The sequence below is a fragment of the Brevundimonas sp. FG128 genome (assembly GCF_057809775.1).
This window is the reverse complement of the sequence record NZ_JBMDKP010000001.1, coordinates 17,421-33,247: the sequence shown is the minus strand read 5'-3', so window position 1 is coordinate 33,247 and position 15,827 is coordinate 17,421. Positions and strand designations below refer to the sequence as shown.

17 protein-coding genes are annotated in these 15,827 nt (G+C 68.9%); all 17 read right to left on the bottom strand.

Features of this window, described 5'->3' with window-relative positions:
* Nucleotides 1-70: 70 nt before the first annotated feature.
* The 17 genes from ftsH to ACODSC_RS00095 all read right to left on the bottom strand — a co-directional run bounded on the left by ftsH (nt 71) and on the right by ACODSC_RS00095 (nt 15,781).
* The gene (gene ftsH, locus ACODSC_RS00175) at nt 71-2,029 is read right to left on the bottom strand and encodes an ATP-dependent zinc metalloprotease FtsH (protein WP_488810674.1); all 1,959 of its coding nucleotides are present in this window, start codon (nt 2,027-2,029) and stop codon (nt 71-73) included.
* Nucleotides 2,030-2,114: 85 nt separating this feature from the next.
* Nucleotides 2,115-3,359 carry a tRNA lysidine(34) synthetase TilS gene (gene tilS / locus ACODSC_RS00170; protein WP_488810672.1) on the bottom strand — a complete coding sequence of 415 codons (1,245 nt, stop codon included), beginning with the start codon at nt 3,357-3,359 and terminating at the stop codon, nt 2,115-2,117.
* Nucleotides 3,350-4,195 carry a tetratricopeptide repeat protein gene (locus tag ACODSC_RS00165; protein WP_488810670.1) on the bottom strand — a complete coding sequence of 282 codons (846 nt, stop codon included), beginning with the start codon at nt 4,193-4,195 and terminating at the stop codon, nt 3,350-3,352. The genes tilS and ACODSC_RS00165 overlap by 10 nt, the downstream gene beginning before the upstream one ends.
* A gap of 57 nt (nt 4,196-4,252) precedes the next feature.
* Nucleotides 4,253-5,401, bottom strand: a complete 1,149-nt coding sequence (locus ACODSC_RS00160; protein ID WP_488810668.1) for a DUF3667 domain-containing protein — start codon at nt 5,399-5,401, stop codon at nt 4,253-4,255.
* Nucleotides 5,402-5,516: 115 nt separating this feature from the next.
* Nucleotides 5,517-6,080 carry a peptidoglycan-associated lipoprotein Pal gene (gene pal / locus ACODSC_RS00155; protein WP_488810666.1) on the bottom strand — a complete coding sequence of 188 codons (564 nt, stop codon included), beginning with the start codon at nt 6,078-6,080 and terminating at the stop codon, nt 5,517-5,519.
* 139 nt (nt 6,081-6,219) lie between these two features.
* Entirely contained in the window at nt 6,220-7,602 is a 1,383-nt protein-coding gene (gene tolB, locus ACODSC_RS00150) for a Tol-Pal system beta propeller repeat protein TolB (RefSeq protein WP_488810664.1), read from the bottom strand.
* A 105-nt stretch (nt 7,603-7,707) separates the two neighbouring features.
* Nucleotides 7,708-8,574: a hypothetical protein gene (locus ACODSC_RS00145; protein WP_488810662.1), complete on the bottom strand. Its 867-nt coding sequence runs from the start codon at nt 8,572-8,574 to the stop codon at nt 7,708-7,710.
* Nucleotides 8,575-8,580: 6 nt separating this feature from the next.
* On the bottom strand, nt 8,581-9,036 hold the full coding sequence (locus tag ACODSC_RS00140) for an ExbD/TolR family protein (RefSeq protein ID WP_409716589.1): 456 nt from the start codon (nt 9,034-9,036) through the stop codon (nt 8,581-8,583).
* A 3-nt stretch (nt 9,037-9,039) separates the two neighbouring features.
* On the bottom strand, nt 9,040-9,792 hold the full coding sequence (tolQ, locus tag ACODSC_RS00135) for a protein TolQ (RefSeq protein ID WP_476694845.1): 753 nt from the start codon (nt 9,790-9,792) through the stop codon (nt 9,040-9,042).
* A gap of 139 nt (nt 9,793-9,931) precedes the next feature.
* Nucleotides 9,932-10,363, bottom strand: coding sequence for a hypothetical protein (locus ACODSC_RS00130; RefSeq protein WP_488810659.1), 432 nt, complete (start codon nt 10,361-10,363; stop codon nt 9,932-9,934).
* A 25-nt stretch (nt 10,364-10,388) separates the two neighbouring features.
* Complete coding sequence (ybgC, locus tag ACODSC_RS00125) at nt 10,389-10,850, bottom strand: tol-pal system-associated acyl-CoA thioesterase (RefSeq protein ID WP_488810657.1); 462 nt, start codon at nt 10,848-10,850, stop codon at nt 10,389-10,391.
* Between the two features lie 9 nt (nt 10,851-10,859).
* Entirely contained in the window at nt 10,860-11,240 is a 381-nt protein-coding gene (locus ACODSC_RS00120) for a hypothetical protein (protein WP_488810655.1), read from the bottom strand.
* The gene (locus ACODSC_RS00115) at nt 11,237-12,706 is read right to left on the bottom strand and encodes an alpha/beta hydrolase (RefSeq protein WP_488810654.1); all 1,470 of its coding nucleotides are present in this window, start codon (nt 12,704-12,706) and stop codon (nt 11,237-11,239) included. Before ACODSC_RS00115 ends, ACODSC_RS00120 begins: the two co-directional genes overlap by 4 nt.
* Before the next feature lie 55 nt (nt 12,707-12,761).
* Nucleotides 12,762-13,793, bottom strand: a complete 1,032-nt coding sequence (gene ruvB / locus ACODSC_RS00110; RefSeq protein WP_488810652.1) for a Holliday junction branch migration DNA helicase RuvB — start codon at nt 13,791-13,793, stop codon at nt 12,762-12,764.
* Nucleotides 13,794-13,908: 115 nt separating this feature from the next.
* Nucleotides 13,909-14,526 carry a Holliday junction branch migration protein RuvA gene (ruvA, locus tag ACODSC_RS00105; protein WP_488810650.1) on the bottom strand — a complete coding sequence of 206 codons (618 nt, stop codon included), beginning with the start codon at nt 14,524-14,526 and terminating at the stop codon, nt 13,909-13,911.
* Nucleotides 14,523-15,041 carry a crossover junction endodeoxyribonuclease RuvC gene (gene ruvC, locus ACODSC_RS00100; protein ID WP_488810648.1) on the bottom strand — a complete coding sequence of 173 codons (519 nt, stop codon included), beginning with the start codon at nt 15,039-15,041 and terminating at the stop codon, nt 14,523-14,525. The genes ruvA and ruvC overlap by 4 nt, the downstream gene beginning before the upstream one ends.
* A 47-nt stretch (nt 15,042-15,088) precedes the next feature.
* Nucleotides 15,089-15,781, bottom strand: coding sequence for an MgtC/SapB family protein (locus ACODSC_RS00095; RefSeq protein WP_488810646.1), 693 nt, complete (start codon nt 15,779-15,781; stop codon nt 15,089-15,091).
* Nucleotides 15,782-15,827 lie beyond the last annotated feature (46 nt).

Below are 15,827 nucleotides of genomic sequence, written 5' to 3'. Positions count from 1 at the left end.
CCCGCCCCAAAGAAAAACCCGCCGGGAGATCGCTCTCCCGGCGGGCCTTCATTCGATCCTGAACCTCGGTTCAGTGAACCGTCGGCACGCTGGTCGCAGCCGGGGCGGCGACCGGGATTTCGATGTCGGTTCCGTCCGACACCGGCGTCACCGGCACCGAAACCGAAGGTCCGGCATTGGGGAAGTTGTTCTCGTCGCGGTTCGGCGCGACGCCCTTCTCCAGCAGGTCCTTGATCTCCTCGCCCGACAGGGTCTCGTATTCCAGCAGGGCCTGGGACAGCTTCTCGTGATCTTCAGCCTTGGTGGTCAGGATGTGGCGCGCATCGTCCCAGCCTGCGGACACCAGACGACGAACCTCTTCGTCGATGGTGCGCGCCGTCTCTTCCGAGACGTTCTGGCTGCGCGCGACCGAGTGGCCCAGGAAGACCTCTTCCTGGTTCTCGCCGTAGGCCACCGTGCCCAGCTTCTCGGAGAAGCCCCAGCGCGTGACCATGGCGCGGGCCAGCTTGGTCGCCTGTTCGATGTCGGAGCTGGCGCCCGAGGTGATGTTCTCCTTGCCGAAGATCAGCTCCTCGGCGACGCGACCGCCCGCCATGATGGCGATCCGGTCGATCATCTGCTGGTATTTCATCGAATAGCGGTCGCCTTCCGGCAACTGCATCACCATGCCCAGCGCCCGGCCGCGCGGGACTATGGTCGCCTTGTGGACGGGGTCGGCCATCTTGACGTTCATGGCGACGATGGCGTGACCGGCCTCGTGATAGGCGGTCAGGCGCTTTTCTTCCTCGTTCATGGCCATGGAGCGACGCTCGGCGCCCATCAGCACCTTGTCCTTGGCGTCCTCGAAGTCGCGGTGGGTGACCATGCGACGGTCCTTGCGGGCCGCCGTCAGGGCCGCTTCGTTGACCAGATTGGCCAGATCGGCGCCCGAGAAGCCGGGCGTGCCGCGCGCGATCGTCTTGACGTTGACGTCGGCGGCCAGGGGCACGTCCTTCATGTGGACGCGCAGGATGCGTTCGCGGCCCGAGACGTCCGGGTTCGGCACCACCACCTGACGGTCGAAACGGCCGGGACGCAGCAGGGCCGGGTCCAGCACGTCGGGACGGTTGGTGGCGGCGATCAGGATGATGTTCTCGGACGCTTCGAAGCCGTCCATCTCGACCAGCAGCTGGTTCAGCGTCTGTTCGCGCTCGTCATTGCCGCCGCCCAGTCCGGCGCCGCGATGGCGGCCGACGGCGTCGATCTCATCGATGAAGATGATGCAGGGGGCATTCTTCTTGGCCTGTTCGAACATGTCGCGAACCCGCGACGCGCCGACGCCGACGAACATCTCGACGAAGTCCGAGCCCGAGATCGAGAAGAAGGGCACGCCCGCCTCGCCTGCGACCGCGCGGGCCAACAGCGTCTTGCCGGTGCCGGGAGGGCCGACCAGAAGCGCACCCTTGGGGATCTTGCCGCCCAGACGCTGGAACTTGCCCGGATCCTTCAGGAAGTCGACGACCTCCTGCAGTTCGTCCTTGGCCTCGTCCACGCCGGCGACGTCGTCAAAGGTCTTGCGGCCCTTGTGCTCGGTCAGCAGCTTGGCCTTGGACTTGCCGAAGCCCATGGCGCCCTTCGCCCCGCCCTGCATCTGGCGCATGAAGAAGATCCACACCCCGATCAGCAGCGCGATCGGCAGGATGCCCAGCAGCAGGCTCATCCAGATCGACTGGCCGCCCGACTTGGCGTCGATCTCGACGTTCGCCGCCAGCATGGCGTTCATCAGCTGTTCGTTGGGATAGACGGTGGTGGAGGTGAAGCGCTGGCCGTTCTTGAACTCGCCGTTCACCTTGTCCAGCCGCACCGTCACCTGTTTGACGTCGCCGGCCTCGACCCGCTGCACCAGTTGGGAATAGCTGACTTCTTCGGGACGGCCGCCGGCCGGCTGGCCGCCCACGCCGGTCATGGCGCCGCCCTGCGAAAGCATCGCATAGCCCGCCAGCAGCACCATGATGATCACGCCGGTAACGGCCAGATTACGCAGGTTCATTGAGGTCCTCGGTCGTCCGCGGACCCGGATGGGCCGACGGTCTGGAATGTCTGTCACGGAAAATAGGAGCTTCCGTGGCGTTACGCTATTGCGCGGCGGAAATCAGGTCGTCTTCGTGCGTCGTTTCGTCCAGCGCCAGCCTGAGCCGTTCCGCGACAAGCGCGCGCCGTTCGACCCCCTCGCCTGCAAGAACCGGCGCCAGAGCCCCGTCCCTGATCAACACAGGCCAGGCTCCCCGCGTCGCCGCCGGCAGGCGATTGATCTCGGCCCGATCGGCGTCCGACAGGCCCGCCAGCCGCCCCCGCGTAGCCACGACCGACCAGCCGGCCTGTTCGGCGCGAAAGGCGAACCGCCCCTCCCACACCGCCTCGACGCCGGGTGCCAGCACCAGCGGCGCCGTCCCCCGCCGCCCCATCTCGCCCGCCTCGCGCATGACCCGCACTTCATCGCCGGCCGCCTCGATGCGGGCGCCGCACAGGGTCGCTGCGAAGTCCTCGCCCGTTTTCAACCGCGCCATCAGACCTTGCAGCCGCGGGCCCCTCGGCGGCGTCGCCCCGCCCCCGAAGCAAACCAGGGCCGCCGCCATCGCCCGCGCCCCAATGTTGCGGGCCACCCTTGCCATCGCCTCGCCGTCCATCGTGGGCCGTCCGCCGACCTGCGCCCGTGCATCGTCCATTGCCTGCGGAGCAGACCCCGCCAACGCCTGCCGCGCCCGGCTGCGTCCGAATCTCGGATCGGCGTTGGCGGGGTCCTCGATCCAGTCCGCCCCCTGCTGCAAAAGCCAGTCCCGCAACACCGCCCGCCGCTCGCCCAGCAGGGGCCGCAGCAGCATCAGTCCCCGCCCCTGCGGCCAGGCCGGCGACGGCGACCATTCGCGCAGCCGCCCCAGGGTCGAGCCTTCGCTGCGCATCAGGTCCGCCTCGGCGATGTCATCAGCGGTGTGGGCGAACAGCACGACCCGCGCGCCCGCCTCGCGCGCCGCATCCGCGATCAGCCCATGCCGCGCCGCCCGCGCCGCCGCCGTCAGGCCGGTCAGGGGCTTGTCTCCGTCCCAGCTCAGCCCGCGCCAGTCCGCCCCCGCCGCCCGCGCGGCGTCTTCGGCGAATGCGGTCCAGCCGCCGCTGGCGGGGTTCAGCCCGTGATCCACCGTCAGGGCCAGCACCGGCCGCCCCCTCTCCCGCGCCCAGTCGCTCGCCAGCCGCAACAGGGCGATGGAATCCCCGCCGCCCGACAGGGCCAGCGCGACCGGCCGCCCGGTGTCTCGGGTCAGTCGCGCGTCCAGCCGCGCGAAGACCCGCGCCTTCAGCGCGTCATCGAACCTCAGCTGCACCCGCCCGTCGTCTTCAACTGCGCCGCCCGCGCCTTTTGCGGGTCCGAGGCGGCGGGCGCATAGCGGCGCGTGAACTCGCCTAGCGCCGCGCACCCTTGCGTCTTGCGATCCGTGGCGAACAGGGCGTCGGCCAGTTTCAGCGTCGTGTCCGCCGCCCAGCCGATGCGCGGCCAGTCCTTCAGCGCAGCGGCGTAATAGGGCACAGCCCCCGCCTTGTCGTTGGCCGCGACCCGCAGGTCGCCCAGGCGCGAGTTCGCCTCGCGCGATTGCGGCGTGTCGGGCCAGGCCGCGATCACCGTCTCCAGCGCCCGCTCGCCGCGCGGCCGGTCGCTGCCCAGCAGACGCACCGCCGCCGCCAGATCCTGCCCCGCGTCGCCGGTCGGCGAGTCCGCCTCGATCGGCGCGTTCAGCTCGGCCGCCGTTTCCAGCGCCTCGAGACGGGCCTCCGCCTGGGTCAGGCGTGCGGTCAGGGCGGTGTTGTCGCGCGTGGCCTCGTCCAGCTGGAAGGTCAGCCGCTCATTGTCGCCGTTGATGCGCCGCACCGTGGCCTCCAGGTCGCCCAGGCGCCGATCCATCAGGGCGAACTGCCCCTGCAACGTCACCACCTCCGGGTCCGGCTCCACCAGCACCGGCTGGCCGGCGGCATTCCTCTGGGTCAGGGCGCGTTCAAGCCGACGCACATTGCGGTCCAGCTGCTCCAGCCGACGGTTGTCCCACTGGGTCCGCTCCATGATGTTGGGCTGGGCCTGCTGGGCGACCGCGGCGCCGCCCATCAGGACGACCCCGACAGCGGCGGCGATCAGGGCGTGGGTGCGGGAAAGGGAGAGCTTCGTCATGCCCTCTAGCTTTCACCGATTTGGGGCCGCCGCAAGGCCGGTCTTCCGCGTCCCCGCCTAATGCCCCAGACCCAGATAGACGATGGCCGTGACGAACAGGCCGATGACGATGTTGCAGAACACCAGCAAGGCCGTCGTCCGCCACAGGGCCGAGAAGATGGACAGCGAATAGGCGCCCTTCATCTGGGCGAACATATGGGCCGGGACCGCCAGCATGCCCGCAAAGATGACGAACCGCCCCAGCCCGCCTGCGAACGTCGCCGCCAGCACCATCAGCATCAGCAACATGGCCATGAAGGTCAGCGAATACAGGACGAACACCCCGTGATCGTACAGGGTGAAGCCGCGCTTCCACAGGAACAGCAGGGCCACGAACGGGATCGACAAGGGCACCAGCAGGAAGGCGAATTTGTACATCGTCTGCTGCAACTTGTAGAGCGCCAGGTCCGGGTTCTGCAGCTTCTTCAGCACCGTCGCCCCGACCCCGTGGCCTTCCTTGTGGGCGTCCTGGCCCATGACTTTCAGCTTGGTCTCGCCGCTCTCGCCGGTCGCCATATCCTTGATGCCCGCCTGCCAGCTGCCGGGCGTCAGACCGTCGGCGCGCCCGTCGCGCTCGTCGGCCTCCAGTCGCGTCAGCGACGCGCGCCGATCATCCACCAGCTTCTGTCCCGCGGTCAGCGCGATCTGCGTGGCCCGATCGGGCTGGGCGCCGCTGTCGGCGCGCAACTGCGCCAGCGCCTTTTCGGCCTCCGTCAGCCCCGTCCGCTCGGCCGCGATCCGCTGCTGCACATCCGCCTCGCCGGTCTTGGATTCCGGGTGCGGCATGAAGCTGAGCGCGAAGAACATCACGAACAGGGTGAACAGGAAGATCGCCAGCGGCGAGACATAGCGCGTCCGCCGCCCTTGGACCCACTCACGCGTCAGCCGGCCGGGGTTCAGCCACAGCAACGGCAGGGTCCGCCAGATGCGGGCGTCGAAATGCATCACCCCGTGCAGCAGTTCCTCGCCCAGGTGCAGCAGGCTGCGGTGGACATGGGTCGGCTGGCCGCAGTTGGCGCAGAAGTTGCCGCTGGTCTCGGCGCCGCAGTCGGAACAGACGCCGTGCGCGTGGACCTCGCCGGCCTTGCCCGTCGGCTTCTCGATCGCTCCCGCGATCAGGCCGCCCGTCACGACGCCGCCCGCACCTTCGATATCCATCTTGGTCATCCCCCAACGCCAGAGCAGCGTTCTGCCGCCGCGCCGCCGTCAGGACAAGCGCCCAGACGAAAAGAGGCGCCGGCCTTCGCCGACACCTCTCTTCAGATCAGCCTTTTTTCGCTGCTTAGCGCGGCGCGCCCGACACGATGGCGGTGTGGGCGTTGCGGTTGCGCGCGAAGGATTCCTCGGTCGAGCCTTCGGCGATCGGACGCTCCTTGCCGAAGCTGATGGTGTCGATCCGGCCCGCCGGAATGCCGCGGTTGATCAGATAGGTGCGCACCGATTCCGCGCGGCGGGCGCCGAGCGCCAGATTGTATTCGCGCGTGCCGCGTTCGTCGGCGTTGCCTTCGATGCGGATCGTCACCGACGGATAACGCTGCAGCCACTGGGCTTGGGCGTCCAGGCGCGGCATGGCCTCGGGACGGACCTCATAGCTGTCGAGGTCGAAATAGATGCGGTCGCCGACGTTGACGACGAAGTCCTGTTCGGTTCCCGGCGCGGCCGAACCCATGTTTCCACCGGTGACGGGGCCGGTCGGCGCGGTCGGATAGGCGGGGCCCGTCGGCTGCGTCGTGCCGGCGTCCGGGCCGGGCACGCCGGTGTCCACGGGCGGCTTGCGGGTGCAGGCGGCCATGGCGGCGACGGCGCAGCCCACCATCGCCAGCTTCAGAATGCGGGAAGTCTTCATGGGGTCGTCTCCTGACGGTGTTTCTTATGCGAGGCGGGGGACCTCAAGCGTGGCCTTACTGTCTGCCTTGGGCGACTTGCAGGCGCCAGAGGCGATAACGCACTGTTGAGCTTAAAGGCTCCCCCTGCTGGGGCGGGGCTCAGGCCGGGCAGCTGTCGGCGCCCTGGCCGAAACCGAGGTTGGTCGGCGGGCGGTCCAGCAGCGGCGACCAGGCGGGGTCGGTGCCCCGTCCGTTGTACCCCGCCTGCGACACCACCCGGCCCGACAGGTCCACGGTCCACAGCCGCGTGTCGCCGCCGCGCGTCTGGCGCGCGAACATGACGTAACGGCCGTTGGGCGCCCAGTTGGGGCCTTCCTCGAAATAGCTGGACGACAGGATGCGCTCGCCCGAGCCGTCGGCGTTCATCACCCCGGTCGAGAACCGGCCGCCGCCCTGTTTGGTGAAGGCGATCAGATTGCCGGTCGGGCTCCACGACGGCGCCGTATAGAGGCCCGAGCCGCGCGAAATCGGTCGCTGGCCCGATCCGTCGGACCGCATCACATACAGACGCGCCGAACCCGACCGGTCCGAGGTGAAGACGATCTGGCTGCCGTCCGGACTGAACGAAGGCGAGGTGTCGATGCCGGGATCATTGGTCAGGCGCGTGATCTGGCGGCTGCGCAGATCCATCACATAGACGTCGGTATTGCCGCCCCGGATGATCGAAAACGCGATCCGGTTGCCGTCGTTGGAGAAGCGCGGCGCCAGCACCTGACCGTCGAACTCGCCCAGGCTTTCACGCCGGCCGGTCGTCAGATTGTACAGATAGATGCGGCTGTAATCCTTGCCCAGCGCCACATAGGTGATCTCGTCCGGCTGCGACAAGGAAAAGCGCGGCGACATGATAACCTCGTCGCCCTGCGTCAGATAGGTCGGGTTGAACCCGTCCTGGTCGGCGATGGTCAGGCGGTTGATCCGGTTCAGCTGCGTGCCCTCCTCGGACACGAAGATCACGCGGGAATCGAAGAAGCCGCTCTCGCCCGTCATCCGCTGATAGATGACGTCCGAAATCTTGTGCCCGATCCGGCGCCACTGCTCCTGGGTCGCGGTGAACTGATAGCTGACCAGCTGGCACTGGCGATACGGATCATACAGGCGAAAGCCCACGTCCAGCCGCCCGTCGCCCCGCGTCGTCACCCCGCCGTACAGCACCGCCTGCGCCCCGATCTGGGTCCACTGCGGAAAGTTCGGCGCATTGGCCAGCGTCAGCCCCGTCTCGATGAAACTGGCCGGGTTCAGCGGCTCGAAGAAGCCCGACCGCCTCAGATTGGCGCTGACCACCCCGGTGATGTCCGACCCGTGGTCGCCGGTGAACGGCACGATGGCGATCTGCAACGGCCGCAGCACGCCTTGATCGACCACGACATCCTGGGTCTGGCCTGAGGCGGCGGGCATGGCTGCCTGCGCCTGGACGGAGCTTTGCACCAGAGCGCCGGCCGTCACGATGACGGCGGCGGAGGCCATAAGAAGGTTCAGACGCATGGTTGTTTCCCTCGGCAGTCCAGAGACACGTTCGACCCTTATCGGCAGGTCGTATCGGTTTCGCCACGCTTCATGGCGAATGGGGCTTATTTTCGGACCGACACCCTAGCGATTTCCACATTGGCGTGCGGTTTCGAACCGGAACGGCACTTCCTGAGCCTGGAAGCCCGCCGGTACGTCAAAGGGGGCGGTGGCGCGAAGCGCGCGCAGCATGGCGTCGGAGGCGGCCCGTCCCGTCGCATCGGTGCGCGGCTGCTCCAGCCGAGGCGTGCCGACGATCTGACCGCCCGCCGTCAGTCGCACGGTCACGCGTATGACCAGCGAATCCATGCCAGGCAGGTCGCAGTTCAGATTCCAGTTCGGGGTGACCTGAGCGCCGAGAGCGGCCAACTGCGGGCCGGTCGCACGGCTGGCGGCTCCGCTGCCGGTCTGCCCCGTCGCAGGGCGGCCGCGATTGTTGTTCGGGCGCGTCGGTCCGGCCAAGGCGTCCAAGTCCAGGCTCGGCTCGGGCCGTTGCGGCGCCGGACGGGCGGGCGCTGGGGTCGACGGGCGCGGATTGGTCGGGGCCTTGGTCGGGGGCTTGGCCGACGGCGGCTGGGGCCGGGGAGGCGTCGGACGCGGCGGGGTCGGACGCGGCGTAGGCGTCGGGGCGGGCGTGGGGCGTGCTGGCGTGGGTCGAGGGGGCGTCGGCGAAGGACGCGGCGCGGGCTGAGGCGGTGTCGGCTCAGGCGTCGGCGGAACCGGATCAGGCTGCTGCACCGGCGCGGTCGCGGCGTCGTCGGGCGACGGTTCGGGCTGGGGATTGTCGGCGGCGGCGGCCTGGACGACCTCTTCCGACACGATGGACACCGGAACCGAGGCCACCAGCGGCGTTTCATCCTCGGTCTTGTGCGAGACCGTCACGAAGGCGAGCGCGATCACCCCGGCATGCAGGGCGAGGGATCCGAGGATCGCGGGGCTCGGACGACGCAAAGGGGCTCAGGCCTCCGGCGCCGTGTCGGTGATCAGGTTCAGCTTGGTGAAGCCCGAGGCGCTGAGCCGCGCCATCACCCGCGCCACCGCCTGATAGGGCGCACGTCCGTCGGCCCGCACGAATACCGGCCGCTCGGCCGCCTGTTCCGCGCCGCCGGCCTCGGTCAACAGGCGCGTCGACAGGGCGTCGAACGCCGTCTCGCTGTCGCCGACGAAGATGGCGCCCTGCTGGTCGATGCTGACCGACAGGGGTTCCGACTTGATCTCGACCGCACTGGCCTCGGTCTTGGGCAGTTCGACCGGCACCCCGACCGTCAGCAGGGGCGCCGAGATCATGAAGATGATCAGCAGCACCAGCATCACATCCACCAGGGGCGTGACGTTGATCTCGGTCAGGGGCCCCTTTCGCCCCCGCCGGCCGCGTCGTCCCCCACCGCCGCTCGAACCACCGCCCAACGCCATGGTTCAGCCGCCCCGCTTCAGGCTGAGGTCGCTGGACGCCACGGGCGGAGGCGGCGGCGCAGAGGGACTGCCCAGGCGCCGCGCCACGGCGGCCTGCAGGTCGTCCGCAAACGCCTCCAGCCGGTTCGAGAACTTGCCCGCGTCGATGGAGAACTTGTTGTAGGCGATATAGGCCGGAATGGCCGCCGCCAGGCCGATGGCCGTGGCGAACAGGGCCTCCGCAATGGCCGGCGCCACCGTCGTCAGATTGGTGTTGCCCGCCGCCGCGATACGGCCGAACGCATTCATGATCCCCCACACCGTGCCGAACAGGCCGATGAAGGGCGAGGCGGTCGCCACCACCGACAGCACGCCCAGCCCGCCCTCGATCCTTTGACTCTCGCGCGTGATCAGGCTGTTCATCGCCTTGTCGATGCGCACCATCAACAGGTCGCCCTGGTGTTCGTTCAGCGCCCCGCGCTGACGCGCCTCGCGCCAGTCCGACAGGGCGATCACCAGCATGCGCGGCAGGGCGTGGTCCGGCTGCGGGCCGGCCTGGGCCGCGACGTCCTCCAGCGACCGGCCCGACTGGACCGCCTTTTCGAAGTCGTCGGCCTGTTTGTTCAGCGCCGTGAAGCGCACCGCCTTGTCGATGATGATGGTCCACGACCAGATCGAGGCCGCCGCCAGACCGATCATCACCGTCTTCACCACCCAATCGGCGGTCATGAACAGCTCGACGGGGTTCATCATCGAGGCGTCGACGGGCATGGTCATTCAGGCGCTCCGGGCGGAATCGAGTTCGCTCACGTCCTCTTCGACCCAGCGGACGTGACCATTGTGTGGCGTCCGGCCCGTTTAGCTCCGACCCGACCGCCCGTCATCTGACAGGCGCGTCATAAGGGTTAACGAAGGGTTATTCCGCGCCCGATCTACGGCTCGGATCGACCGCCACGGACACCGGCGCCCCGACGCTGATGATCACGCCCTCATGGCCCTCCTTGGCGATGGAATAGGTGGCCGCGTCGCGCACCAGCTGCTCCTCGCAAACCCGGTCGCCCTCGCGCCCCAGGGCCGCGCAGCCGCGCTTGGCCGCGTCGGTCCAGCCCAGCACCCGGCGCGTCGCCGCCTCGGCCCGCTTGATCGCCGCCTCGTCCTCGGCGGCCGCCTGAGCGATCAACGCCTGACGCGCGCCCTTCTGGTATTGCAGCTCGGCTTGGCCCGCCATCTTGCGTTCCCAGACCTTGTAATACGGACAGCCCACCAGCCCGCCGCCGACCAGCAGCAGGAACAGCAGGACCGTGACGATCACCGCGCTGGCGGACATCTTGTAGGTTTCTGCAGCCACAACGTTTCCCCTCGTTCACGCGATCCTAGTCTGGGGTCCGGCTCTTCGCCAGCCACGGCGTCACCTTCTCGATCAGCCCCTTGGAAGGTCGGCGCGGCCGGCCATCCAGATGGATGCAGACCGCCGTCACCTCGGCCCGGCACAGCACCTCGCCCGCCCGCTCCACGCTCTGGCGGATCATCAGCCGCACGCCCTTCACCTCTTCGTAGATCGTGCGCACCACAAGGGCGTCGTCGATCCGCGCAGGCTTCAGATATTTGATGTTCAGTTCGGCCACCACGAAGGCCAGGGGCTGGTCTTCCCCCAGCAGGTCCGAATGGCCCACGCCTATGGCGCGCAGGAAGTCGGACCGCCCCCGCTCGAAATAGCGCACATAGTTGGCGTGATAGACCAGGCCGGTGAAATCGGTGTCCTCGTAATAGACGCGCACTGGCAACAGGTGGTCTCGCCCCTCAAAACGGCCGGCGGTGGGAAGATCGTCGTTCATGGCCTCAGTCTAGCGCACGGCGGCCGGTTGCGGAGGCCCCTGCATGAAGCCGGGACAATATCGCTGGCGCATCTCGCGGAATTCGGTCGGCAGGGGATCGTCGCTGAACAGGATGCGGTTGGGGATCGACACGAACCCGACCGGCGGCTGGCCAGGGCCTCTTCCGACATAGCCGCACATTCCCCGTCTCTGGCCCGCCTCGGCGTAGCGCAGCTCGGCGCCCGGCCCCAGCTGCGTATGCAGCTGGCGTTCTACCCGCACCGAGGCCTGTTCCGGCGCGGCGATGCGGGGCCGACTGGTCATCAGCCACAGCCCGACGCCCAGCACGACGACCATGACGACCGCCGCCGCCATCCATTGCCGCTGAGAGAGCGTCCGGTCCCCGATCATGCGGCCGACGGCGTCGCTTCGATGAAGTCCAACGGCGTATCGGCGGCGGGCAGGCAACTGCGATCCACGGGCTTGGACGGATCACGCAGGAAGTCGCGGGCCATCTTTCGCGTGCAGGTGCTGGCGTTGATAACCCCGTGGGTGGCGTTGGTCACGATCACCACCTGGCTGTCGGAATAGCCCTTGGCGGCCGCCTCGGTCAGGGGCGGCGGACAGCCCGGATCGATCTCGGCGGCGACGAACAGGGTCGGGATGTCGGTCGTGACCGGCGCATTCTCGATCGGATCGGCCGGGCGCTCGCCCACCGCGTCGCACACATCGAACAGGCGCGACAGCGACGGGACCAGCACCTGCGCCACCGGATCGCCCGCCGCCCCCGCCGCAAGCCGCGCCTTGGATTCGAACGGCAGCTCCTCCTTGCACAGATGCGCCATATGCTGGCCCTCGGTGTAATAGGTTCGGTCTTCGGCGATCTCAGCCACGGGGCTCAGGTCGCCGGCGATGATGGCGTCCAGATCAGCCGGCAGGCGACGCACGCCGGCGCGGTCATAGGTGGTGTCCATCAGAAAGGCTGACAGATCGTCGACGTTGAAGGTCCGCCCGTCCTTGCCTGTCACCGGCCCCGCCAACCATTTGCGCGCCTCGGCCTCGAACCGCGCCTGAAGGTCGGGATGGCGCGCCCCGCACGCGGCCTGGGCCGCGCATTTGGCCAGGATGATCTTCACCGCCGCCGACACCTGTTCGGGCGTGCCGACGGCCCAGTTGCCCTCGGGCGGCCAGGGGCTGTCCATCACTGCGGCGCGCACGATCTGCGGCTGGTGGGTGATGACGGCGGCCTCAATGCGCGGCCCATAGGACCCGCCCCAAAGGTCGATCTTGGAAATGCCCAACGCCTGGACCATGTCCTTCACATCGTCGGCGATGACGGCGGCGTTGTACTGGTTCAGATCGACGCCCTCGGCCTGATATCCCTTCAGACAGGCGATCAGCCCGTCGCGGTCGGCGTCCGAAGGCGGCCCGGCGTCGGTCAGTTGCACCCCGGGACAGTCCATCGACGGATCGCTCGCCCCGCCGCCCCTCTGGTCGAACAGGATCACGTCCTGGTCCACCGCCATCAGGTCCGGCCGCTGCGACAGGGCCCTCAGCATGCCGCCAACTGCGGGCGTCAACGCCCCGCCAGGTCCGCCGTGGAACATGACCATGGGCGGTAGAAACTGGTCCGAGGCGTCCTTGAACGGCTGGCTGGCCTTCAGGATCACCACGGCCACGCCGATCCGCCGGTCGCTGGACCCGTCGCGCGCCTCATCCACCGTCAGGGTTCCGCACCGCACCTCGCGCACGTCGCTCGGCCAGTCGGCCGGACAGGCCTTGTCGGTGAAGACGGGCGCTGCGGCCCGCGCGGGGGCGGGCGCCAGGGCCGTCAGGCCGGTGGCGAGGGCCATCAAGGCCAGGCTGCGCAGGATCATGGGACGGCTCCGGTTCACCGACAGCAAACCCCCGCCCGCCCCTCTTGGCAACCGCCTATTCGAACAGGTCGCCCGGTATCGGCCCGGCGGCCGGCGGCGCAGGCGCGCTCAGGCCCAGGTGCGCATAGGCCTTGGCGCAGGCGACGCGTCCGCGCGGGGTGCGCATTATGAAGCCCTGTTGCAGCAGATAGGGTTCGATCACGTCCTCGACCGCGTCGCGCGCCTCGGCGATGGCGGCCGCCAGCGTGTCCATCCCCACCGGCCCGCCGCCGTAGTTCTCGATCAGCGCCCTCAGGAACCGCCGGTCCAGACTGTCCAGCCCGGCCTCGTCCACCTCCAGCCGCGCCAACGCGCGCGCCGCCACCAGTTTGGAGATCGTCTCCGCCCCTTCGGCGGAGGCGAAATCCCGCACCCGGCGCAGCAGACGCCCGGCGATCCGCGGCGTGCCGCGCGCCCGCGACGCGATCTCGCGCGCGCCCGCCTCGTCGATGGCCGCGCCCATCTTGCGCGCCGTGCCGCGCACCACCGCCGTCAGTTCGTCGGCCGAATAGAACTCCAGCCGCAGCGGAATCCCGAACCGGTCCCTCAGCGGCGTCGCCAGCAGGCCGGCCCGCGTCGTCGCCCCCACCAGAGTGAAGGGCGCCAGGTCGATCCGCACCGAGCGCGCCGACGGTCCCTCGCCGATGATCAGGTCCAGCACATGGTCCTCCATGGCCGGATAAAGAATCTCCTCGACGTTGGGGCTCAGTCGGTGGATCTCGTCGATGAACAGGACATCGCGCGGCTCCAGATTGGTCAGGATCGCCGCCAGATCGCCGGCCTTGGCCAGGATCGGCCCCGACGTCGCCCGGAAACCCACGCCCAGTTCGCGCGCCACGATCTGCGCCAGCGTCGTCTTGCCCAGCCCCGGCGGTCCGAACAGCAGCACATGATCAAGCGCCTCGGCCCGCCCCCGCGCCGCATCGATGAAGACCTTCAGATTGCCCTTGGCCTGCGATTGCCCGACGAACTCCGACAGGGTCTGCGGCCGCAGGGCGCGGTCGAAGGCTTCGCCCGTTTCGGCTTCTGGAGAGATGACGCGGGTCATTCGAAACCTCCGACCCTTCTCCCCTCGGGGGAGAAGGTGGCTCGCGGAGCGAGACGGATGAGGGGGCTGCCGGAAACGCGCAGGCTCTCAAGGTCGAGAGGCGGACAGAACCCCCTCACCGCCCCAACTCCTGCAGGGCCGCCCGGATCACCGCCGACAGTTCCGCCTCTTCGCCCAGCCGGATCAGCGCCTGATCCACGGCCCGGCGCGCATTGACCTCGGCTACGCCCAGCCCCAGCAGGGCCGACACCGCCTCGCCGGTGATGGACGGCGCAGGCGGCGCGATCTCGACATGCATCCCCGGCGCGGTCGGCGCAAAACTGACGTCGCCCAGCGGCTTGCCCTTCAGCTCGGTCACGATCCTCAACGCCAGTTTCGGCCCCACGCCATTGGCGCGCGCCACGGCCGCCTTATCCTCGCGCGCCACGGCCCCCGCCAGTTCGCCCGGCGGCAGCACGTCCAGCACCGCCAGCGCCGCCTTCGGACCCACCCCCTGGATGGCCAGCAGGGTCGTGAAGGCCCGCCGTTCGTCGCGCGTCAGGAACCCGTACAGGCGCGGCCCCGCATCCTCGCTCCACTGCGAATGCACATGCACCGTCGCCTCATCGCCCGGCGCCGGCAACCGCCCCAGGGTCCGCGCGCCGCACGCCACGACATAGCCCACGCCCGCACAGTCGATCAGGCACTCCGCCTCCCCAACCTCGGCCAGCACGCCACGCAAACGCCCGATCATGCCGCCCCCCGATGCATCGCTTCCAGCAAGGACCGTTTCCTCAGTTGCGCATGGGTGACCGCCACGGCCAGCGCGTCCGCCGCATCCGCCTTCACGTCGCCGGCCGTCGGCAGCAGCCGCTTGATCATGAAGGCGATCTGGCTCTTGTCCGCGTGCCCCGCGCCCACCACCGCCTTCTTGATTAGGTTCGGCGAATATTCCGCCACCGTCAGCCCCAGCTTGGCCGGAGCCAGCATCACCGCCGCACGCGCATGGCCCAGCTTCAGCGTCGAGGACGGGTTCACATTGACGAACACCTCTTCCACCGCCGCCTCCTCGCAGCCGTGGTCGGCGCAGATGACGCCCAGCGCCTCGAACAGATGCAGCAGCCGATCGCTGAACGGCGCGCTCTCCGGCGGTGTCACCACCCCGTGCGCCACCCACCTCAGGCGCGCCCCGTCGGACACGATCACCCCCCAGCCGGTGCGTCGCAGACCGGGGTCAAGGCCGATGATTCTGACAGGTTCGTTCGCCATCCGTTCCCCTCATGCCGCAAAGAGGGTTATCGGGCAATGAACGGTTTTCAGTCGTCGCGCGGGTCCAGGCTGTAGCCAGTCACGCCCGGCACGGCGCACAGCCGTTCCGCCAGCCGTCTCAGCTCGTCCTCGGTCGCCGCCTGCAGTCGCCAGGTGCGACGCACGATCCGTCCCGCCTCGATCAGCTCGAACCGGTCGTGACGGGCGGTCGGATCCACCGTCTTCAGCGCCGCCTCCACCGCCGGCTCGGGCGAGACCTCACGCCGTTCCCAGCACACCAGGACATCCACCACCGTCCTCGCCGGCAGTCTTGCATTGATCAGTTTGAACCCGATCAGGATCACCGCCGTGACCCCGGTCGCCGCCGCCCCCAGGGCATAGAGCCCCGCCCCGAATAACAGGCCGATGGCCGATGTGATCCACAGCGACGCCGCCGTCGTCAGGCCGTGGATCGAAAACCCGGTGCGGAAGATCACCCCCGCACAGAGAAAGCCGATCCCCGTCAGCACGCCATGCGCCATCCGAGTCGGATCGGTGACGATGTTCTCGTCCGGCAGGGCGCGGAACGCCCAGTCCGCCTGCGACATGGCCGCCAGCATCAGCAGGGCCGAGGCGAGGCTGACTAGGATATGTGTCCTCAGGCCCGCCGCCCGCCCACGCCATTCCCGCTCGAAACCGATCACCCCGCCCGCGGTCACCGCGCCGAGGATCGGCAACACCGCGCCTTCCAGATTGCCCATATTCATCCGCCTTCAACCGCGCGACGCGACCGCATGTTCCGTAGGC

Coding starts and splice junctions, on each gene's coding strand:
- ACODSC_RS00120 (WP_488810655.1), bottom strand. CDS start 11,240: ATGATCGGGGACCGGACGCTCTCTCAGCGGCAATGGATGGCGGCGGCG.
- ACODSC_RS00115 (WP_488810654.1), bottom strand. CDS start 12,706: ATGATCCTGCGCAGCCTGGCCTTGATGGCCCTCGCCACCGGCCTGACG.
- ruvB (WP_488810652.1), bottom strand. CDS start 13,793: ATGACCCGCGTCATCTCTCCAGAAGCCGAAACGGGCGAAGCCTTCGAC.
- tolB (WP_488810664.1), bottom strand. CDS start 7,602: ATGCGTCTGAACCTTCTTATGGCCTCCGCCGCCGTCATCGTGACGGCC.
- pal (WP_488810666.1), bottom strand. CDS start 6,080: ATGAAGACTTCCCGCATTCTGAAGCTGGCGATGGTGGGCTGCGCCGTC.
- ACODSC_RS00095 (WP_488810646.1), bottom strand. CDS start 15,781: ATGGGCAATCTGGAAGGCGCGGTGTTGCCGATCCTCGGCGCGGTGACC.
- ybgC (WP_488810657.1), bottom strand. CDS start 10,850: ATGAACGACGATCTTCCCACCGCCGGCCGTTTTGAGGGGCGAGACCAC.
- ACODSC_RS00160 (WP_488810668.1), bottom strand. CDS start 5,401: ATGACCAAGATGGATATCGAAGGTGCGGGCGGCGTCGTGACGGGCGGC.
- tolQ (WP_476694845.1), bottom strand. CDS start 9,792: ATGACCATGCCCGTCGACGCCTCGATGATGAACCCCGTCGAGCTGTTC.
- ftsH (WP_488810674.1), bottom strand. CDS start 2,029: ATGAACCTGCGTAATCTGGCCGTTACCGGCGTGATCATCATGGTGCTG.
- ruvA (WP_488810650.1), bottom strand. CDS start 14,526: ATGATCGGGCGTTTGCGTGGCGTGCTGGCCGAGGTTGGGGAGGCGGAG.
- ruvC (WP_488810648.1), bottom strand. CDS start 15,041: ATGGCGAACGAACCTGTCAGAATCATCGGCCTTGACCCCGGTCTGCGA.
- ACODSC_RS00165 (WP_488810670.1), bottom strand. CDS start 4,195: ATGACGAAGCTCTCCCTTTCCCGCACCCACGCCCTGATCGCCGCCGCT.
- ACODSC_RS00140 (WP_409716589.1), bottom strand. CDS start 9,036: ATGGCGTTGGGCGGTGGTTCGAGCGGCGGTGGGGGACGACGCGGCCGG.